Here is a 22679-nt window from a genome sequence, read left to right as displayed (position 1 = left end):
CGAGAACGCTGATTCATCCAATCAGCTCGTTGACAACGCGAGCCGGACGGTTCGCAGTGATGATCTGTTGCTGGTTTCCATGCGGAAAGACCACGGCTTGGTGATCCAAACCAAACAGGTGCATCACGGTGGCTTGAAAGTCGTTCGGGGTCATCACATTCTCGATGGCGTGATGTCCAAAGTCATCGGTCTTGCCAAAGGTCATGCCGCCGCGAATGCCTCCGCCAGCCATCCAGATACTGAAGCCCTGGCCGTTGTGGTCGCGACCGGCTTTTTCCGCAGTTCCATGATCTTGTGTGACAGGCAGTCGCCCGATTTCACCACCCCAGTGCACCAAGGTCGAATCAAGCATGCCGCGTTGACGCAGATCGGCTACGAGGGCTGCGACGGGTTGGTCGGTCTTTCGACAAATCGACGCCAAGCCGGTCTTGATGCTGCTGTGGTTGTCCCAAGGCTGACCGTTGTGAAACAGTTGAACAAAACGCACCCCACGCTCAACAAGGCGTCTCGCGAGTAGACATCGCGTACCGTATTCACGCGTTTCCGGATTGTCCAAACCGTACATTGTGTGCGTCGCCGCTGTTTCCTGGGAAATGTCCAAAGCTTCGCTCGCGGCCGTTTGCATTTTGGCGGCCAATTCATAGCTGGCGATCCGTGCCTCCAAGTCCGCTTCGCCGGGATGGGAGGACAAGTGCTGACGATTCAGCGTCTGCAAAAAATCAAGGTTCTGGCGTTGATAGACGCCCGACAAATGTTTCGGCGGCTGCAAATTGAAGATGCGAGGCTCCTTTGGCCGCAACACTGTTCCCTGGAACATCGACGGCATGAATCCGTTGCTCCAGTTGGTCGCCCCATCGACAGGATGGCCACCGGGATCCGCCAAGACCATGAACGCGGGTAAGTCCTGTGACTCGCTACCCAACGCATAGGTCAGCCATGATCCAAGTGTGGGTCGGCCCAGGACTGCAGGGATGCCACCATGAAAGTAGCGGATCGAAACCTCATGGCCGTTGGCTCCGGTGTGCATGCTGCGGATCAAACAGATGTTGTCGATGACTTTCGCTGTATGGGGCAGCAACTCCGACAACTCGGTACCACATTCCCCATGAGGTTGAAATTGGAATGGACTGCCGAGCAATTTCTTGCTCGCTTCATTGACGAACGAAAACTGAACATCACCCGAGTACTCTGTCCCATCGTATTTGCTCAACTCGGGCTTCGGATCCGTCAAGTCCATGTGAGACGGACCACCGTGTTGAAACAGCGAAATCATCGCCTTGGCACGCGGTTCGAATTGCGGATGGCGAGGTAGCAGGTCGTTGTGCGGTTTTGACTTGAGCACCGGCGGAATCGCCTGCGCGGTCTCTTGAGCCAAAATCCACTGCAACGCCAACGCACCGACGCCCATTCCCGTGTTTTCTAGGAATTGACGTCGCGTGCTTTTGGGTACTTGGTCGGTCATGCCGGACGCTTCCATGATCATTCGATATAGAGAAATTCGTTGGAATTGATCAGCATCTGGCAGATGTTGATGAGGACTTGATGCGGAGGCGAACGGCCCTCTGGAGTTCCTGCCGCATCGTGAGACATCAATGACAGTTGATCACTCGCCAATCGCAGGGCGGTCCGAAGTTCAATGTCGTTTGGTGGTCGAGACAATACGATTTCCCAGGCCGCGATGATTTGCGACGGTAGTTCAATAAGGCCTTTCATCGGTCCGCGGAACGCAGTCGTTGAATCGTGCACGACCGGTTCTCCGCCAGTGGGCGTGAAAGTCAACTTGAGCGGCCACGTAAACGAGTCGGACGTTTCATGCTCCAGGCAGTCCACCACGATGTCGATCGCTTCGTCGGCCTTTACCACAAAGGGCTCCACGTCCGTTGTGATCGAACTTGTTTTTGCCTGCCAAGCACCACGCAACCCGTCCCGGGCGTAAATGCGACCACGCACTCCGTCTCCATGCTCGCTGCCGTGTTGCAACTTACCCGCGATCGTGAGTTGCCCGTCCGCAGGCGAGACCCATCGACGGATCGCGGGGTGTTGGCGATTACCCGGATGTCCTCCGCTCGAGTTCAGGATCACCCAGCCGAAAACGGGATCGGGTGCGACCGCACCGCCCTGCCATGACGTGCCGGTGAAATGCGGCATCTCGATGAACTCGCTCAATGAGGCACCGCCCTCGTCGATCTGCCCCGTCCCGTAACGCCACATCGGCGGTGGCAAATTGGGCAGCCACGCGTTGTCGCTTTGCCGAATGGTTTGATCGAACGCTGACGCACGAGCGACTGCTCGGTCGGCAACCCGACCGGCCTGTTCCAGGATGAATTCTCCATTGAGCATCATCAGCGATTGCGGTGCGACGGTGGTCACCGTTCGCACATCGCAGTTGACATTCATCACGGGGGCATCAAACGTCTGCAACATTCCGACCGGTTGGCTGCGTCGCACCATTGCGTAAAGGCTACGACGAGGCTGCTTGGAATCCACACGAACTTGTCCGGTTTCATCTTCGGCGACGCCAACGGGCGGCCCCCCAAGGCTCCGATCCAGATTCCCAGCAACTGCCAACATAGAGTCTCGCAGTATCTCCGCATCGATACGCTGCAATGATTTCCGCCAGTAGAACTGATTCTCTGCGTCGATCGCGTCGCCCTCGGGTCGTCGGTACGAGCTCTGTCTCCAAGTCGTCGAGGTCAGGATGCGTCGGTGCAGATGCTTCAAGCTCCAGCCATGATCAATGAAGTCGTCGGCCAACCAGTCCAGCAAATCAGCGTGGGTTGGCTGGCTGCCCAAGCGACCGAAATCACCCGGCGTTGACACGATGCCTCGACCGAAATGATGCATCCACATGCGATTGACGATCGCCCTAGCGGTCAGCGGGTTTCTCTGTGCAGTCAGTGGATTGCTCCGGTCGGTCAACCAGCGCGCAAAAGCCAAGCGGCGTCCCGTTGTCGGCAACGTCGGATCGTCGACCGGAAACTCCACCCGGCCCGCATCGCCAGTGGCAACCGACAACGCAGCCGGGCGAACTTCCTGCTTGGGTTGATGGAAGTCGCCCCGATGGAACAAGTGGGTGACCGGGACATGACCAGCCGGCTCCACCAACGCCAGCACGAACTGCTCGGGCGGTTTTGTGGCCCGCATCTCAGCCATCTGGGCGTCCAGCTTCTTGAGCGTTTCCGCAGCATCGGGGCGATACTGATACAGCACCCCGGGGGTGATGTTGATGCTGGGATGGCTGGCCAACAGCATCTTATGCTCGTCGCTGCGGTCCTTGCTTGGCGTTTCATAAGCGGTTCGCAGTCGGGAACGAAGCGGCTCTTCAAACTTCAGCAACTGGTGCTCGAACACTTCGCTGATAAAGGCCGCTTGTTTTGACGCTCGATCAGCGGCAACCTCCTTCACCGCTTCTTCGATCTTTGCCGCCTCGGCGCGATCTTGCTCGGTGTACAACGAAACCAGACGCTGCGACGGCGGTTTCCACGATTGCCAGTCCAACGCAGGCTCAAAAATGGCACGCAATGCAAAGTAGTCGACGTGTGAGATGGGATCGTACCGATGATCGTGACACTGTGCGCAGTGCACGCTGGAGCCTAGCAACGTGCTGCAAACAATCTGCAGCGTGTCGGCGATCGTCTTGTTGCGTGCCTCTGGGCTGTTGTCCCCGCTGCCGGTGCCATCGGCCGCCATTCGCAAGAAACCCGTGGCCGTCAATAACTCAATCTGACGATCTGTCCAGTCTCCCGATTTGGGACCAGCCAGCTCATCGCCTGCGATCTGTTGGATGATGAATTCATCAAATGGCTTGTCTTCATTCAAACAGCGAACAACATAGTCTCGATATCGCCATGCCCAATCACGACTCTGGTCGGCCACGGTGTATCCATCACTGTCCGCGTAGCCAGCCGCGTCCAGCCAGTGCCGCGCCCAACGTTCGCCATAATGAGGTGATCGAAGCAACTGGTCGATCAACTTTTCGTACCATCGTGCGTCCGAGAGCTCGCTCCAATGGCTCAGCTCTTCCATCGTCGGCGGCAGCCCGATCAAATCGTAATAGACGCGACGAATGATGGTTTGCCGATCCGCGTCGGGTGAAAACGTCAATCCATCGGGCATCGCCCCCGCAATCAATGCATCGATCGGATTGCGGATGTTGGTGGCCTCCGAAGTCGGTATCTTTGGTTTTGCAATCGGCTGATAAGCCCAGTAACTACGTTCTTCTTCCGTGATTGGGATTCCCGGTCCGATCTCATTCGGTTCGGGCCGAAGCGTCTTTGCGCCGCCGCGGATCCATTCCGACAAGATCGCAATCTTGTCCTCTGGAACTCGTGACTCACCCGGTGGCATGTCCCCATCACGAACCCGTTGCAGCAGCAAACTCTCCGCTGGATCTCCCAAAGCAATCGCGGGTCCCGAATCACCACCCGAAAACATCCGGTGCGTCAAACGCAGGTCCAGGCCGCCTTCCATCTCTTCGGTTGCACCGTGGCAATCAAAGCAGTACTCGCGCAGAATCGGACGAATCTCTGTTTCAAAAAAGGGTGAATCTGCAGCGATGACAGCATTGCCAAATGCAAGCACCATCGACAGGCACGTGAGAACGTACCGATGAAGGCGGGAGTTGGCTGACCATGGGACCATGCGTCAAAACCAATGGGTGGGAGGTAGGAAAGCAGGCGGGGCTGATCCGCGATTGAATCAGACTCAGCAGTATGACGACCCCGCCAACGACAATCAATGAGCATTCTGCCCCGCCCGGTGTCTTTGAAACGTGCACAACTGGCAAGAACGCGCCGATTCCCATTTGGCTACAATCGCGGCCTCACTCCATGCTCAGCCTCATTCGTTTCCTGCCTGCTCGAAAAAGACACCGGATTGACCATGAAACTCCAATCAAATGTTGCCCGACTGACGGTCGCCCTTGTTGGTGCGTTGTTGATCGGTAGCACGGCCGTGGGCAGTGAAACGACCGTTTCGCTGCGTCTTTCTCCATCATCCGCCAATCCTCGAAACAGTGAAGGCGATTTTGTCCAACTTAAAGACGGACGTCTACTGTTCGTTTACACCCACTTTACCAGCGGGGCCGGCGATCACGCGTCCGCGTATCTTGCCGGACGGTTTTCCGGCGATGGAGGCAAATCCTGGGACGATACCGATACTCACATTTTGGACAACGATGCAGACATGAACGTCATGTCCGTCTCTTTACTGCGACTGACAGATGGTCGTATCGCAATGTTCTATCTGAGAAAGAATTCGACCGCAGACTGCCGACCCGTGGTCCGCTACAGCAGCGACGAAACGAAAACATGGAGCGAGCCGCAAAACATCGTGCCTGATCAACAGATCGGCTATTACGTCCTGAACAACGATCGCGTGATCCAATTGCTTGACGGACGACTGGTCGTTCCCCTCTGTCTTCACAAGACGCCGGAAATGGAGAAGACAGATTGGAGCGGGCGTGCTCTCTGCTACCTCAGCGATGACGGGGGGAAGTCATGGCGGCAAAGCAAAACCATTTTGGAAGCCCGAGACGCAAGAAACGACAAACGATGGATCGCTCAAGAGCCTGGTGTGGTTCAGCTCAGTGACAGACGGCTGATGATGTTTGTTCGCTCTGACGCTGGCTGTCAACTGATCAGCCATTCTCAAGACGGTGGTGAAACTTGGTCGCCATTGGTCGAGTCAACTCTACGGTCACCGGTATCTCCAGCCAGCATGGAACGCATACCGGGCAGCGACACTCTTCTTTGCGTTTGGAATGATCATGCAAACATCGGCAACGAACAACGCGGCAAACGGACGCCATTGTCCCTGGCCTTGAGCAAAGACGATGGCAAAACCTGGAGTTCCTCGCTCACGCTCTACGACAACCCCAATGGATGGTATTGCTACACCGCCATCGAGTTCACGGCTGATGCCATTCTGTTGGGGCATTGTGCCGGCGACCGAACGACGAACAACGGATTGGCAGAAACCCAAATCACGCGGATTCCCATCGATTCGATCCTTGAACAAGAACAACCGCTTGTGCCGCTGCGGCCGTTTTGGAAAAGTGAAGTTGTGGATCAGGAATCCGTTCTATTCCTGCAAGATGAATCAGCTGACGAATCGTATGCTTCAGTGCTATTTCCGATCGATGAAATCATCTCCGTGCAAAGTTCATCCGGTGACATTACCTACACAGCAGGCGTTGACTATCAGTTCGTTCGCGGGACGAACAAGATTGTGATCCCTGCCGGATCACGCGTGGTCACGACGCCATCGAAGGCATTGCGGCGTCCCGCAAACTCACAGCGATTTCAGTTGACACATCGCGACGGCAACGGCGAAATCCTGTTCGGTGCAAAACTGGAGTATCACCGAATGCAAACCTCCGTCACCTACAGAAAAGCTGATGACGAATGGCCCGTTGCAATGCCGGTGTTTGATGAAACCGCGCTTCCGATCACTTTGCAAAAACTGCGTGATCACCAGCAGCTTTCAATTGTTTTGCTGGGGGACAGCATTTCGACCGGTTGCAACGCATCCGGCTGGGGCGGTGGCGCGCCCTTTCAACCGGCCTATCAAGATTTGCTCAAAGAACACTTGCAAACTCACTACAAGACCGACGTGTTGCTAACCAACTTGTCCGTCGGCGGCATGTCGACTCCGTGGGGAATCTCGATGACCGACCAAGTGGCGGGACATCAGCCGGACCTCGTCATTCTGGCCTTCGGCATGAACGATTCCGCGGGCCGATCCGCGAAGGAGTACGGTCGTAATACGGCCACCATGATCACTCAGATCCGAGAAGCCAAACCGGACACCGAGTTCATCTTGATCGCCACCATGCGGGGCAATCCGGATTGGACTCGTCTGAACCACACCGTGTTTTCAGAATACCGGGATGAACTCGCCGCCCTGTGCGGGCCGGGCATCGCCCTGGCCGACTTGACGAGCGTTTGGAGTGAGTTTTTGAAACGAAAGCAGGATGCGGACATCACCGGAAACGGCGTCAATCACCCAAACGATTTTGGTCATCGAGTTTACGCTCAAGTGCTTTCCGCACTGTTGATCGAGTAAAGACTACCGATTCAGAAAAACGATACTCGATGGATTTCCAACGGGCGTGTAGTGGCCGGTGAAATCGAGCAGACCTGTTGATTGATTCACCCGAAATACCGTGATGTTGTCGGCTCGTTGGTTGCAGCTGTACAGAAATTGGCTCGTTGGATCGAAGTTGAAACTTCTGGGGTAGTTTCCTCGCGTCCATTCGTTACCCACTTGAGTCAGCGTGCCATCCTCGCCGACAGAAAAGATCCCGATGCTGTCATGCAAACGATTCCCTGCGTAGACATACTTTCCGTCCTTGGAAACCAAAATCTCCGAACAGAAGTTGCTCCCGGCGAACCCGGAGGGCAAAGACGAAATCGTCTGACGCTCCGTCAAGTGCCCGGTCGCCTCGTCATAGTCGAACAGCACGACGGTCGAACCTTCTTCTTGGATCGAATACAGCCAGCGACCGTTGGGGTGGAAATGAAAATGACGCGGACCATCGCCAGGTGGCAGCGAAAAGGCGGGAGGATCATTCGCGGTCAACTTGCCGGTTCGTTCGTCAAATTTCCAAACAAACAATTTGTCCAGACCAAGGTCCACGTGCAAAACAAATCGCCCGGATGGATCGCTTTGAATCATATGTGCATGCGTCCGATCATGACCGCTGAAGGCAAAACTGCCTGGGGGAGCATGCGTCGCTCGCGTGGGACCGATCTCGCCGTCGTCGTTCTTGATGTCGGTTGCAGTGCCAAGTCGACCATCGGGCAAGATCGGTAGCACGGCGATGGAGCCACCGAAATAGTTGGCGACGAACAAGAATTTCTTGCCGGGATGGATGCTGACGTAGGTCGGTCCATCGCCACCAGAGGAAACCGTATTCAACAGTGTCAGTTGACCGCTGGATGCGTCGACAGAAAAGGCACTTACGGATCCTTCCTTGCCGTTTTCGCCGACACGGTCCGTTTCGTTACTGGAATACAATCGAGTCCCGTCCGAATTCAACACCAAACAACTCGGACTCGTTCCCATTTCGTGAACACCAGCGGGTGTCATCGCACCGGTTTCCCGGTCGACTTCGAACAGATGGATGCCACGACCATTTCCCGGCGGCAAGTCGACTTGCGTCGGCAGGACATCACCAAGTGGCGAGCTGAACGTACCGACATACGCCATCAGCGGACCGTTTTCGTTCGGCTGAGCCTGCAACGCCTGCCCACAAATCATTGTCGCGAAAGTCATCGCAGCCAACGAGCCAACAAACGAAACTCGAGATCGATCAGGTACAGCCATAGTAAGAATCATTTCTCAGCAAAGAAAACGAAACGCGTCATTTGGTTTTGGGGGAACCGCACTGCTTTCGTTCGCCCTGAAGTCGTGGGCGCCAGTGTGCTTCATACGGTACACCAAACCAATCCGCAACGTTGTCCTAGTTCTCCGCCCGATCCACAGGTGTTGATTCCCCTTGCCGACATCCGGCTCGACTGAGCAGGTTGCGTGTGATTTGTTGGACTCGTGAATCTGGGCCGTGCGGACGACTCCAGTGGGACCATGGCAAAGTATGACCGGGTGGCATGCTCAGGCCTTGTGACCAAAAAATGGTTGCCGCGTTGAACACAAAGTTGTCTTTGGGGCCGGGATAGATGGTGGCGGTCCAGGGTGACGGGTTCGTTCCACCCTGCCACGCCGTGCCTTGACCCACGATTTCCAGTCCCGGCAGGTCCGATGGCGGGTCGCCGTGGTATTCCCAGCCAATCAGTCCGGGAATGCGGTCGCCCTGTTTCATTCCCGTCCCTTCAAAAACCCAGTGGTCAGGCTTCGTGCAAATCCAATCGCCGCCGCCGTTGACAGGACTCGAATTGCGTGCCCCCATCAGATAGCCTTCGTCGGGACCACGATGCGGAAACGGTCCGTGCTGTTGTTCACGTTGCTGAGCCCACTTGTAATCCCCACCGTACGGACCGCCACGAAACATGATGCGATTGGGGCGCCCGTCGGCTGCGGATGTCAATGGCGTGACCCAGCAAACCGAGTTGCCGGAAAAGAACATCAGGTTGACTCCGGCATCACGCATGGCGACCACGCTGTTGTACTGCCGTATGTCCCAGTACTCGTCGTGTCCGACGCTCAAGAAAGCCTTGCACTGTTGCCCGCGTTCAGGAGTCAATAGATCGCTGTTGGAGCAATAGCTCACGTCGTACCCTTGCTGTTCCAACCAATACACCATCGGAAACTCGAACGTCAGGTAACCGCCGCTTCCCACCGAAAGCGGATCATTGACGACGCTTGTATACTGAGCTTCGCGACCATACGGCCGATCAAAACTGACATCGGCCCACGGACCTTGGTTTCCCTTGGGATGAGTGTACACCGATGACTTGTACGGCCAACCGTTGTACGCCTGCCATGTGTTGTCACTGCACTGAAACAAGATGTCCGCCGGTCGGGCGTCTCGCACGATGAAGATCACATAGCTTTGCCAATAGGGACGTTCCGCTGCCGGCGGCAGCGTCGTCAGTCGCCCCAGATAGACACCGCTCGGCCAGTCGTCTGGGATCGTTAGCTCCGTGGAGGGTTCCCATTGACACTCGTGCATGGTGCGCTCATCCGGTTTGGGCACGGGTTGAGCCTTGCCGGCGAAAGGACCGAGTGTTGTCATCAGCCTGGCGCCCCGACCACCGTAGTAGCCGGTCCGAAAGATTTCGATCTGGAAAGATTCTGCTGGATCGGTTGAAACCATGATCTGCAATGTTTCACCCGCCGCCACACTTTGTTTCGAACAGTAGCCTTCGATCGCTGGTGAGCGGCATCCATCGCTGCGGTCAAGTCGAACACGCGTCAGTTGCCAATCCGTAGAGCCTTGCCTCGCATTCTCACGCTGCACGATGTTCGCGTCGGCGGCCGCAGGCTCCCCAGCGTGAGCCCCCGTTTCGATCATTGTCGTTAGAAACAGCGTCGTGACAACAACAACGCACAGTTTCAACCGCAGCCAAGTCGGAAATGGTTTGAGGGGTTTGCGTGGCACGTCTTCGTCTGTTTTGGAAAGGGCATTAGGGCGGATTGCAAGGCCTGAGTTTAATGCATCATTCAATTCGGGTTGTAGTTTGTTGCCCGCGGCTAGCGCTGGACTATTCATCAGCCGCAACGCGATAGCGTCCGGTTCCTGAGTATAGGTGCAAGAACCGGACGCTATCGCGTGGCGGCTGATATGCGCAGACTGTCCGGCGTCTTGCGGCTCACTGAATCAGTAGTCTCCGCAGCTGAGGGAGGTGACCGTGCGTCAGGACTCGTAATCTCGTCCACTACACCGGAAATTGATCGCTCGCTACTAGGCCAACGCGGCTTTGACGACGTTGCCGTGGATGTCGGTCAGGCGAAAATCTCGACCTTGGTACTTGTACGTCAATCGCTCGTGGTTGACGCCCATCAAGTGCATGATCGTGGCGTTCAAGTCGTGTACATGGACGGGATCGGAAACGATGTTGTAGCAATAGTCATCGGTTTCGCCGATCGTCACCCCGCCTGCGACTCCGGCACCCGCCATCAATACGGTGAAGCAGCGTGGATGATGGTCGCGACCATAATTTGTTTCCGTCAAAGAGCCTTGTGAGTAGATCGTCCGACCGAACTCGCCACCCCACACGATCAACGTGTCCTCGAGTAAACCACGTGCCTGCAAGTCGCTGAGCAACGCCGCGGTGGCTTGGTCGGTGTCGTTGCACTGTCCTCGCAGTGCCTTGGGCAATCCGCCATGATGGTCCCAGCCCATGTGGAACAACTGCACACAGCGGACGTCACGTTCGATCAATCGGCGAGCCAACAAGCAATTCGATGCATAGCTGCCGGCTCGTGTGACATCGGAACCGTAACTATCCAGAACATGCTGGGGCTCGTCACTCGTGTTGAGCAAATCCGGGACGCTGGATTGCATTCGAAATGCCATCTCGTACTGAGCGATTCGAGTGTCGATCTCTGGGTCACCGACGACTTGTCGATGCTGCTGATTCAGTGCCGCCAATCGATCCAACGTGCTGCGTCGCGTCTCTCGTGACACGCCGGGCGGATCGGACAGATACAACACGGCATCGCCTTGGTTGCGAAATTTCACGCCTTGGTGCTTGGAGGGCAGGAAGCCCGCGCCCCACAAACGATCGTACAACGGCTGGTCATCAGGCCGGCCACTGCCAAACGAAGTCAACACGATGTAGGCAGGCAAGTCTTGGTTCTCGCTACCCAGGCCGTAGCTCAGCCAAGAACCAATGCTTGGCCGACCAGCCAATTGATTCCCCGTCTGACAAAAAGTGATCGCCGGGTCATGGTTGATCGCCTCGGTGTGCATAGAGCGAATCATGCACCATTTGTCGGCATGCTTGGCCATGTTTGGCATCAGCTCACTGAACGCCATCCCGCTTTCACCGTGCTGCGCAAATTGGAAGATCGATGGCGCAACGGGGAACTTCTTTTGTCCCGACGTCATCGTCGTCAGTCGTTGCCCTTGGCGGATGGATTCTGGCAAATCCTCGCCGTGATGAGCTTTCATGCCCGGCTTGGGGTCGAACAAGTCCATCTGCGATGGTGCCCCAGACTGAAACAGATAGATCAGCCTTTTCGCCTTCGGAGCAAAGTTTGGAAATCCGGGCAGGCCAAGTGAACTGTCACTCGCCGCGAACCCGTCGTTCTGCAAGAGCGAAGACATTGCGATGGCGCTAGCAGCGGCCGCGCCGCCACGCAAAAAAATGCGACGGTTCAAAGTGTCTTGGATGCGGTGGAGATGGATCATGTTGAGGTATTTCTGTGTGTCGATCGGTTCGGTGATGCTCTGGCAGTTGGGCAATTGATGGAACTCATTCACGTGTCACAAATTCGTCCAGATTCAGAATGACGTTTGCGGTCATCGTGTACGCGGCCATGACGGAGGGATCGATATCACGGCCGATACTCGATTCACCGATCGCAATCAATTGTTTTGCCGCTTCGGTGTCTTCGGTGAAACGCTTGAGATCGCTTTCCAATCCGCTTCGCAGGATGTCCATTTCCTGCCCAACCGGTTGCCGGCCGATCGCCAGTTGAAAACCGTGGGCGATCCGCTCCTCGGCTGACTCGCCAGCCTCTCTGATCATCCGCGCCGCCAGTCCCCGAGACGCCTCCACAAACGTTACTTCGTTTAACAAAGAAAGCGCCTGCAACGGCGTGTTGGTTCTCGATCGTTTGATCGTACAGACTTCGCGGTTCGGTGCGTCAAAGATCAGCATCGACGGAGGTGCGGCGGTACGCTTCCAGATCGTGTACATCGTCCGACGATACAAGCCGTCACCCTGATCGTGCTTGTAGTTCCGCAAATTCCCATACTTGCTCGTTTCGTCCCAGACACCGGCCGGCATATAGGGTCGCGCACTGGGACCACCAATCTTTGACACCAACAAACCGCTGGATGCCAGGGCCGAGTCCCGGATCAATTCTCCAGACAATCGGAATCGAGGACCACGAGCAAGCAATCGGTTTTCGGGATCTCGAGCCATCAACTGGGGTGTGACATGAGACGATTGCCGATACGTTGCACTCATCACCAGCATCTTGCGAAAAGCTTTCATGTCCCATGGCTGCGCGGGCGCCCCCGCTACGTCAGGCATCACCGTCGGCGACATGAACTCGACAGCCAGCCAGTCCAGCAACTCAGGATGGACCGGATACTCTGCTTGAGCGCCAAAGTTCTCGGACGTTTTGACGATGCCAACGCCAAAGAACTGCTCCCACTGTCGGTTCACCCACACGCGGGCGGTCAACGGGTTGGACGGATCGACAATCCACTTTGCGAGTCCGAGCCTATCGTTCGCCACGCCATTGGGTAAATCCGGCAACACCGCAGGCACGCTTCGCTCGACCTTCTTTTTCGGCCTATCGTACTCTCCACGTTCTAAGATGAAGGCATCACGCGGCGGCCCTTCTTTCATGACCATCGTCGAGGCGACTAACTTATCGGCGGCAGTTCGCTCTTTCTTTGCGGTCTCTAGTACTTGCTCAGCAACGCGTAAACCATTGGGAACGTGCTCGACAAAGTATGCTTCGAGTTGCTTTGTCTGTTTCTTGTCGCGTTGGTCCTTCGGCACGGCCAGTACTGCTGCGATTTCTGATGGAATTGCGTCGGTCTCCAACGCAATCTGTTCGGTCGGCAAACTGGATGTGAACAGGCGAAAGCGGCCGATGTTGTGCTGCCCGTAGGGAGACTCGTGTCGCAGCACAACTTTCAGCAACGCATCGTCTAGGATCTCAACTTGACGGTCCGCAACAAACATGATGCGGCGTGGCACGCGATTCTCTGGCTTGTTGCCCTCGGGTGCCCAGCCCTTTTTCGGCTTGCTCCCGATGTCTTCCGATTCGCTGGTCGATGTTCTTCGCTGAACGGTGTCCGCCAGCCAACCGTCTTGCTCAAAATCCGCAGCGGCTTTCGCCAGAATCAGTTCCATCGGATCGGAGAGCGACGGGGCAGTTACGGTGGCATCCACACGCGTCAAGACAAAGTTGCCATTGAAAGCACGCCCCAAACTCTTGGTCGGTAGCGACGGATCTGGCAAGACTTCGATCATCAGTGCCGACAACTTTCCTGTGTCCAGTGGAACCTCGATTTCATAAGTGTCACTGGCTGGATTGGTTCCCCCGGCGAGATAGCTACCGTCCTCCTGGCGTTTCATCGAGGCGCCGCCAAGTGACTTCACAACGCTCGGGGAAGTCATCTCCCAGACTTGACGTGCATCCTCGGTGGAATCTCGCAACTCGGATTCCCATGCAGCGATTGCGGCTGGCAAGTTGCGTCGTTCGTCTTTCACACGTTGCTGGGCGGATTGGATCACTTGGTCCAACCGAATCAATTCCTGCGTCTGTTCTTCGGTCGGTAGCTCCAAAACCGGTGGCGTGTTGTCTCCATTCTTTCCGTTGGGAGCCAGCACTCCCGATTCATCCACGGAGTTGAAATATGCGAACATCTGATAGAACTCGCGTTGCGAGATCGGGTCGTACTTGTGGTCGTGGCATCGACAGCAATTGAAGGTCAAGCCCAACCACGTCAGTCCAGTCGTTTCGACGCGGTCGATCACCGTCTCCACAAACCACTCGTCGACAATCCGCCCTCCTTCGCCGTTCAAACGATTGTTGCGATTGAATCCCGTCGCAATGATTTGTTTTTTGGTCGCGTTGGGCAGCATGTCGCCAGCTAGCTGCTCGATGGTGAACTGATCAAACGGCAGGTTTCGATTGAAGGCATCGATCACCCAGTCGCGCCACGCCCACATGTCGCGACTGCCATCACTTTGGTAGCCATTGCTATCGGCGTACCGTGCATGATCGAGCCACGGCAGCGTCATCCGTTCGCCGTAGTGTGGCGAAGCCAGCAGGCGGTCGACGACTTTCTCATAGGCATCGGGCGACTGATCGGCCAGGAAAGATGAAATCTCCGACGGCGTGGGTGGCAAGCCCGTCAAGTCCAATGTCACGCGGCGTAACAACGTCGTCCGTTCGGCGGGCTTGGACGGGGCAAGATGTTCACGAGCGAGTCGATCGAAGATGAAATGATCGATCGGATTGAGAGCTTGCTCGTTTCTGGTGTCCGGTACGTCAGGACGGACGGGAGCAACGAATGCCCAGTGCTGATCGTAGGGTGCGCCTTCATCGATCCACTGCCTCACCAACTCCACTTGCTCGGCCGTCAACTGCTTGCCCGATTCGGCCGGCGGCATACGGACGTCAGCATCATCGCTTGTCAGTCGCAACATCACTTCACTTTCGGCAGCGTCGCCCGGCACGATCGGGATCTCTCCCGAATCGGCTTCCGTCACCGCTGAGTCTCTCATATCCAATCGCAAGCCCGCTGCCACTTGTTCTTTGTCTGGCCCATGACAAACAAAACAATTCTCCGAAAGGATCGGTCGGATGTCTCGGTTGAAAGAAATTTCACGAGCCTGAACGCAGGTTGAAACCCAGGTGGTCAGGCAGATCGAGGCGAGAACCAGCAGACGAGTCGCAATTAGCGGCATTTTGGTCACAAATCGAGCAGGCGGGAATTTGGAAGGATGGGGCCCCATTATGGTCCACAATCGCCGTCGCGTCGAACGCCTTGGTGAAGATACACTTTCACCAAGGTGCTTTCTTGAGGACTACCGTCAACAGAAATGAGGCGTGATGAATGCCTCACGAGTAGTGTTCAAGACTACAGTGTGTGCGAAAACGACATGCTCGGCGGACGAGGCGGATTTGAATCTTAAATTGAAAATCGCATTCTTTGCGTCATCGTATCTCTGAATCGGTGGATTCTGCACTCGTGTTGTGCGACGATAAACGATTGTTGCTTTCTCAGTGTGATTCGCAACGAAGAAACTGATCTCGCATTTGGGAGTCCGGCAATGATTCGCCGACGTCGTTATCCTCACTGTCGATTGCGACTGGAGGTTCTGGAGAAGAGACGCCTGCTGGCAACCTACACGGTGAACTCCACAGCCGATGAAGGCGACAGTTATCTGGACGATGGGATATGCGATACCGCGAATCATCCTGGGACGGATCCACCTACGCCACCGAGTGGGATTTGCACATTGCGCGCAGCGCTCCAGCAGACGGCGTCGCGAGGCGGTGGTGACACCATTGAGTTTGCGATCCCCGGTGACAGCGAGTTCTTTCCCGAAATTCCTGGTGGGTTGGGGATCGCAGCCAACGTCATCCTGGATGGCACGACGCAGACATCCGGGCGGGTGATCATTCAAGGGCCCGTGAATGTCTTTGGTGACGGTGCGATGATCAAGGGAGTGTTCGTTCAAGATGAATTACGCATCGGGACGAATAACAACACGATCCAACAATCCATTTTTGAAACGTTGACCGTCAACGGAAGTCAGAACCAGATCGGTGGAGTGGAGGTGGATGAGACAGTCGTCGTACTCGCCGGTGGTTTAGAGATCACGGGCAGCAACAACGTCTTGGAAGGGAGCTATGTCGGATTCAATCCTGAGACGTCCATGTCCGACAGCAATCCCAATGCGGAAGGTATCAGCATCAGCGGACTGGCCAATCGGATCGGTGGTTCCGCTCCGGGTGCGGGAAACGTGATCGGCGGATTTCGCGTGGGAGTCGCAATCGGCAGCAACGATTTGAACACACCGATTCCCAACGCGGGGAATTCTGTCCTTGGGAATTTTATCGGTATCTTGCCAGATGACACGCCGTTACCGAACACACAAGCCGGAATTCGTTTGGTCGAGATCACCGGCAATCTGATCGGAGGTTCTGAAAGCGGCCAAGGGAACGTCATCTCCAGCAGTGCCATCGGAATTCAATTGTCGCAAGGTGCATCAGAGAACACCATTCAGGGCAACTTCATCGGCACCACAGTGGATGGCTCCGGTGCCATGTCAGGACAGCTCATTGGTATCGACATCGATCCGCAAGGACGGCCGGATCGTCCACCGATCATGAATGTGATCGGCGGTTTGGATCCTGGCGCGGGCAATGTCATCGCAGGCAACGGTGAGTACGGGATTCGCATCTACAACGGGCCACGCGAAAACATCATCGACGGCAATCTGATCGGAATCGGCGCCTTTGAGGCCCCCCTTTCCAACGGCACCGGAATCGATGTCACGTTCGCGGCGGACAATCTCATCGGCGGGCCGGTGGGAAACACCATTTCCGGAAACAAAACCGGCGTCGTGATCGCTGGCAACACGGCATCTGGGAATCGCATCGTCGGTAATCGGATCGGCACTAACGTCGATGGAGATGCTGCGATCGGCAACAACACAGGGATTCTGATCAATGATGCTCCCGGCACGATCATTGGCGGTCCGGTCAGCGATCAGTCGCAATTGATTCTCGGGAACGTCATCAGCGGATCAGTCGCGATCCCCGCCGAAGGGATACCCGGTCATGGGATTTTTATCGCCAACGGTAATGCCCAGGGAACCATCGTCCAGGGCAATCGAATCGGTACCAATGCCTCGGGGACGGCAGCATTGCCGAACGCCGGCGATGGCATTCTGATCTCTGATGCCAGCGGAACTCAAATCGGCGGCGATCAAGCCGACCAGGCAAATCTGATTTCGGGCAATGGTGGAGATGGCGTCACCGTCCTGGGGAGCAATGCGTTGCCACCGGTAACCGGAACGGTGATCGAAGGAAACCGGATCGGAACGGGCGCCGATGGAACCGCCGCGATCGGCAATACTTTTCGCGGCGTTCACTTGGATGGCAATGTTTCGGGGACTCGTTTGGGTGGAGAGCTGCCTGGATCACGCAACTTGATTTCCGGCAATGGCATGGACGGCGTGATCGTGTTTGGCGGGGAAGCACGCGAGAACGAAATCTATGGCAACACGATTGGACTCAACCAAGCCGGTAATGCGAAATTGCCCAATGGCGGTGCCGGGATTCTGATTCAACATGCACCGGCGAATTTGATCGGAAAGGCGATCGACACCGATGTTTACGGGAACTTGATTTCTGGAAATCAAGGTGATGGCTTGCGAATCGAAGGATCGATCGCAACCGAAAACGTCGCCATCGGCAACTTGATCGGCGTTGGTGTCATCGGTGATGAACAACTTGGCAATCGAGGTGATGGAGTCCGTATCATCGACGCGAGCGACAACCGTATCGGACCTTATACCGCCTTGGTGTCCGGCGCATTTCCTCGCGGAGCCAATGTCATCTCAGATAATTTCAACAATGGAATTCGAATCGAAGGTACGGCGACTGGCAATCAAATCTTGGGCAACGGCATCGGGACATCCTCGTCAGGCCAAGTCAACGAGAATGTGCGTGTCTTGGGAAATCTTGAGAACGGGATCGAGATCATTGATGCCAGTGACAACTGGATTGGCGGTCGACCCGATGTTGCCATCCCATCGACAGCAACAATACCTCAAGCCCTGGCAGCGAACCGAATTGCGATCAATGGATTCGACGGCGTACGAATCATGGGCGACGATGCGACGGGGAATCGCATTCTCAGCAACTCGATCTTTGCCAACGGCGGTCAAGGGATCGATTTGGGTGCCGCCGGCGTAACGGACAACGACATCCCCGCGATTGGCTTGCCCGATACCGACGTTGGCCCCAACGGATTACAAAATTATCCGACGATTGACCAACTGCAAACTTCGTCGGACAAACAAACCGTCCGTTTGACGGCGCAATTAGCGACGACTCCCAGTCAGACCTACACCGTGCAGGTGTTCAGCAATTTCATTCAAGAGGATGCTGGTGAAGGGCGAATCCTGCTAGAAACGGTCGAGGTGCAAGTCGGCGCGAGCGGCATCGCCGACTTTTTCGTCGATGTGGCAGCACCTCAACCCAACGCAACGAGAAATGGACAGCGGGCGAGTTTCTTTGCAATGACGGCGACAGATCCCGATGGCAATACGAGTGAGTTTTCTCCTTCGGCAACCGCACCGGAACTGGTTGTCGATGGACTAGATGTTACGTTGGACAAGTTTTCGTTCGAGAATGGCGAGTTCATCTTTCGAGACACGATCATCGTCCGCAACGAAGGAGGGCGTGATGCGGAAAACGTTTTGTTACAGATCCGTGACCAAGATGGTAACACGATCGAGCCGTTCGACTTGGATCAGTTTGTCACTTTGCCCGCCGCCACAGGACAACCCAATGATGTCATGGTCGACATTCAATGGAATGTCACGCAATTGTTGTTGGATGCTCAAGGTCAACGTAGTCTCGGATTGACCGTCACGCTGGATCCAAACAACACGGTATCCGAGTTGGTCGATGACGTAGAGAACAACACTCAGTCGCAATCCGTGTCGGTCGACATCCGACCCAGGATCGATGCCGCCGATGTGAAGCGTGAATACAAGTCCGGCGTGTTTCTCGCCGGGGTCAACTTGGAAAATGAGATTCGAGTCGAATCGGTGGATTGGAACGGCAATCTGCCGGGAACCGATTTAGGTTCTTCGGTCTCTCGCGAGCTGCGACTCGAGGCAGGCTCGAAAAGCGAAAGCGTTCTGATCCTGGGTGCCAGTAGCCCTCCCTTTGATTTCAGTTTTGATCTCGGCGAAGATCTCACGCCCGGGACGTCGCGGGTCACACTGACCGCAACGTCGTTCTCAGCGTTGCCCCCGACGGTGTTTCCGCTGGACTACACGCAAATTGAGAATCCGGAATGGATTGGCGATGTGCTGGTGACGGTGGAAGATGTCGGCAACGGTCCTTACGACAAAGTTGCCAAGTATCATGCGGGGTTCGGGTTCCCCGGTTTTGTTACCGACGGATTCTTTGAATTGCCCGTGACCGTGACGCTTGGTGCCGGCAGCCTTGGGCCGGAAATCGGATCGTACGAAGTGGACTTGGATTTCCGAAGCGACGGGATCGCGTCTTTGACGGGCAAGGGACCTTGGTCGGGGATGATTGCTGGTCGCCAAGTTTTCCCGGAGGTCGATGTGGAGATCAGCGGGACGGCAAAGCCCAGCGATGGGACGTTAAAACTGATCAGCGCGTCCACCACGGTCAGTCTCGAAGGCGATGTGGAGTCGCCCAAGGTTCCGCTGCCGCCGCCGGTGAGTTTCTTGAGTGCACACGGAGAGCTGAACGGAGCGCTCAGTGCAACGCTGTCGGTCATCGAACAGGCTGATGGGACTTTGGATTGGGAGCCCGCCGGTTTCGGGATCGGCGTCGGCGCTGCCATCAAGATCTCAGCGGGATTCGAAGGTCTGGCGTATGCGGAAGGAGGTGTCGGAGGAAATATCAATGCAAACTTCAACGTGCCCGCTGATCCTTGCTTGCTGGACGAGTTGACCTTGCAGTTCGCGTTGACCGCGGAAGTCCACGTGTTGATCGCCAAGGCCGAGTACGAGTTCAACTTTCCGGACCCGCCATTTCATCTGGCCGGTTGCAATGCCGGAGCCCAGGGCGCTGCGGCGTCGGTGGCAGGCGAAGGGCTGACGCCAACATTAACGTTGGCCGACAGCACCGCGGGGGCTCACTTTGCAACCTTGGATGTCGACGGCATGCCCGATATTCGTTACCGGTTTGCCGCACCCTCATTGGCGGTTGCAAATGATGGAGCCAAGACGTTGGTGTGGGTGGACGAAGACCCCATGAAACCGGTCGAAGGTCGATTGGAAATCATGGCCGCTCGACAAGTCAACGGTGTTTGGCAATCACCCATCGCGATCACTGACGACAGCCTATTGGATGTACAACCAACGGTCGGATTGATGCCCGATGGAACTCCCGTGGCGGTCTGGAATCACGTCGGCGCGGCAGTGTCTGATACCGTAACGCCCGATCCCTACGCGTTGTTGGATTCGATGGATTTGTACTATTCTGTTTTCAACCTGTCGACGCAGAGTTGGAGTGCCCCAGCATTGGTGACCGCGGATGTCGGAATGGACTATCTGCCAGATTTGACGCAGACGTCAAACGGATTGGTGTTGACGTATTTGAATGACGCGGACGGGAATACGTCGTTGTTTGCGGACGATGAGATCGCTGTTGACAGCTCGATCGAGCAATTGAGTTTTGATGGAGTATCGTGGGCAAATGCAGAGACAGTTGCTTCATCAGCTCAAGTCGCCAGTGTCCCCCATGCCGTACATGCGGATTTGGGCAATAACATTGAGGCGTTGGTCGTTTGGGAAGACGTCTCGGCAAGCAAACCGGCCGGGTTGCCTTTGTCAATTCGCCAAAGCGGTGCATGGTCGACCACCACCGTGTTGACCTCTCAGCCACACGCGGTTTCACCTCAAGTCATTGCGTTGTCCGGTGGTGAGGCCGCCGGACTGGTGTGGCTGAATCAGCAGGTCTCGACGGGAATGGACCCTGAAGACACCGCGGACGAGATTCATTTCACGACATTTGAGAACGGCCAAATCGGATCGCCCACGTTGGTTGTTCAGTCGCCCGGCCTTTCCGATCCCGTCATGACGCTGGACGAATCGGGACGCGTGATCGTTGCTTGGGTCGAGTCTTTTGCTGACGGTGTCGGCGTGGGGTACGCGATCCAAGATACCGATGGAACCTGGGGCATGCCCCAGCGAATGGAAACCCCGGCGGATGAACTGCCCTGGTGGCTGTTGCCGTTCGCACAAAATGGTGAGTTCAATGTCTTGAATCTGTCACGAACGATCACGACTGATACGGGCGGTGCCGAAGGCGAAGGTCCAAACGGCGGCACGCCCATTCTGACAACCTCTGGTTTGGTACTTTCCTCGTCGCCAGTCGGCCCTGATCTGACGATCGGTCCGATCTCTTTCGACACCTCCACGCCGGGCGTGTTGCTGGTGAATTCCGTGGTGACCAATACCGGCGATCTTGCCAGCGATCCTATGCAGGTGCAATTGAATATCGATGCGGTGCCACGACCGGAATCGCCCTTGATGATTCCCGCTTTGACTCCGGGAGAGTCCATGCAGGTTTCCTTTTCGTTGAACGAATTGGTAGATCCCTCAGCGGCGGTCAACTTTGAAATTGCCGTCGACGTTCGTGATGATGTTTTAGAGAAAGACGAATCTAACAATACCGCGTCAGCAGATCACTATCTACCAAATTTGCAACCGCAGCACTTGACGGCGAATTTGGTGGGTAGCGATCTAGTCATCTCCGCGGAAATCATTTCCAACGGTGTATCACCGACTGGTGCCGAAACCGTCGTGCGTTTGATGGCTGATGATCCCCACGTCGGCACCGTACTGCACGAGGTGGCGATCGGGTCTCTTGCTCCAAATGAATCTTCCCCATTCAATTTCACCATCGCCGATGCCAGAGATACGCTTGGCGGAGTTGTGACCGCGTACTTGGTGGTCGATGCGACGAATGTTGTTGGGGAGCTTATGGAAGGATTTGACAACCGGGAAATCATTTCGCTCAACCCCTACGATTCATGGACCAACCCTGATGATCCGTTTGACGTGGGAGCCAACGGAACTCACACCGCCTTGGACGCTCTGGAGATCATCAACGAGTTGCGTACCGGCGGCATACGTCGGTTGCCTGTGCCGCCGACTCCAACACCATTTTTCGACCCCAATGGTGATGGACGAATCAGTGCACTGGATGCATTGGTGATCATCAATCAGTTGTGGTTGGAATACAGAGAAAACAATGAATTCGAAGCACTGCCGGCAACTGGTTTCTCTGAAGCAATCACGCCGTTACCTCCCACTGCGTTGCTGGACCGATCGAAATCCCCCGTCGTTGCTCGTCAGGCATTGCTTCCCTTCCGTTTGACGCGTTCTGACGAGCAGCATCGCGACAAAGTACGCAAGGATGATGGGCATCTCGAAGTCCTGGCAGAAGTCGATGGAATTCCCTCTGACGTGGCAACTATCGATCAAGTTGTCCAGGGTTGGAGAGCATCCGCCGCCCTTGATCCTGAAAACGAAGCGAATTCATTTCGCGAAGAAGAACGATACGACGAACTCGCAATAGACAAATTGATGCTGGATCAAAGAGCTGTTTCGGAGTGGATTCTAGCCTAAGGGTATTTATCACTCGCGACATCGCCTAATCCAGAGTCATCTGCCGCGTCCGCTTGAACGACCGTCTCGCTTGTGATTCCAAGTTTGGTATCGACTGTCAATTCAAGTAGTCTCTGCCGTCGCTTTCGCCGTATGGTAAGGGGCATCACCCGGGTATCTTCGAATCGT

8 protein-coding genes are annotated in these 22679 nt (G+C 55.7%); 2 read left to right on the top strand and 6 right to left on the bottom strand.

The genetic code is table 11. The features are described 5' to 3' along the window. Window positions 1-13: 13 nt before the first annotated feature. Together Pla52nx_RS22565 and Pla52nx_RS22560 are read right to left on the bottom strand one after the other, a co-directional pair. Window positions 14-1462, bottom strand: coding sequence for a DUF1501 domain-containing protein (locus Pla52nx_RS22565; protein ID WP_197455102.1), 1449 nt, complete (start codon window positions 1460-1462; stop codon window positions 14-16). A gap of 17 nt (window positions 1463-1479) precedes the next feature. After that, complete coding sequence (locus Pla52nx_RS22560; protein WP_197455101.1) at window positions 1480-4584, bottom strand: PSD1 and planctomycete cytochrome C domain-containing protein; 3105 nt, start codon at window positions 4582-4584, stop codon at window positions 1480-1482. Window positions 4585-4881: 297 nt separating this feature from the next. Here Pla52nx_RS22560 and Pla52nx_RS22555 point away from each other — a divergent pair, with 297 nt between their 5' ends. Continuing rightward, window positions 4882-7065 carry an exo-alpha-sialidase gene (locus Pla52nx_RS22555; RefSeq protein WP_146523418.1) on the top strand — a complete coding sequence of 728 codons (2184 nt, stop codon included), beginning with the start codon at window positions 4882-4884 and terminating at the stop codon, window positions 7063-7065. 3 nt (window positions 7066-7068) lie between these two features. On the opposite strand, the gene Pla52nx_RS22550 is transcribed toward Pla52nx_RS22555, so the two are convergent. From Pla52nx_RS22550 to Pla52nx_RS22535, 4 genes are all read right to left on the bottom strand, one after another. Continuing rightward, entirely contained in the window at window positions 7069-8277 is a 1209-nt protein-coding gene (locus tag Pla52nx_RS22550) for a lactonase family protein (RefSeq protein WP_231742775.1), read from the bottom strand. Between the two features lie 187 nt (window positions 8278-8464). Further along, a complete protein-coding gene (locus Pla52nx_RS22545; RefSeq protein ID WP_197455100.1) occupies window positions 8465-10060 on the bottom strand; it encodes a N,N-dimethylformamidase beta subunit family domain-containing protein in 1596 nt (531 codons plus the stop codon). Between the two features lie 303 nt (window positions 10061-10363). Next, window positions 10364-11815: a DUF1501 domain-containing protein gene (locus Pla52nx_RS22540; protein ID WP_146523426.1), complete on the bottom strand. Its 1452-nt coding sequence runs from the start codon at window positions 11813-11815 to the stop codon at window positions 10364-10366. A 64-nt stretch (window positions 11816-11879) separates the two neighbouring features. Beyond that, window positions 11880-15062: a PSD1 and planctomycete cytochrome C domain-containing protein gene (locus Pla52nx_RS22535; protein ID WP_146523416.1), complete on the bottom strand. Its 3183-nt coding sequence runs from the start codon at window positions 15060-15062 to the stop codon at window positions 11880-11882. Window positions 15063-15428: 366 nt separating this feature from the next. Between Pla52nx_RS22535 and Pla52nx_RS22530 the strand changes: the two genes are divergently transcribed. Further along, window positions 15429-22511, top strand: a complete 7083-nt coding sequence (locus tag Pla52nx_RS22530; RefSeq protein WP_146523415.1) for a CARDB domain-containing protein — start codon at window positions 15429-15431, stop codon at window positions 22509-22511. The last annotated feature ends 168 nt before the right edge of the window (window positions 22512-22679 follow it).

This window comes from Stieleria varia (assembly GCF_038443385.1).
Lineage (GTDB): Bacteria > Planctomycetota > Planctomycetia > Pirellulales > Pirellulaceae > Stieleria > Stieleria varia.
The sequence above is the reverse complement of the archived record's forward strand: the minus strand, read 5'-3'. Positions and strand labels throughout refer to the sequence as shown.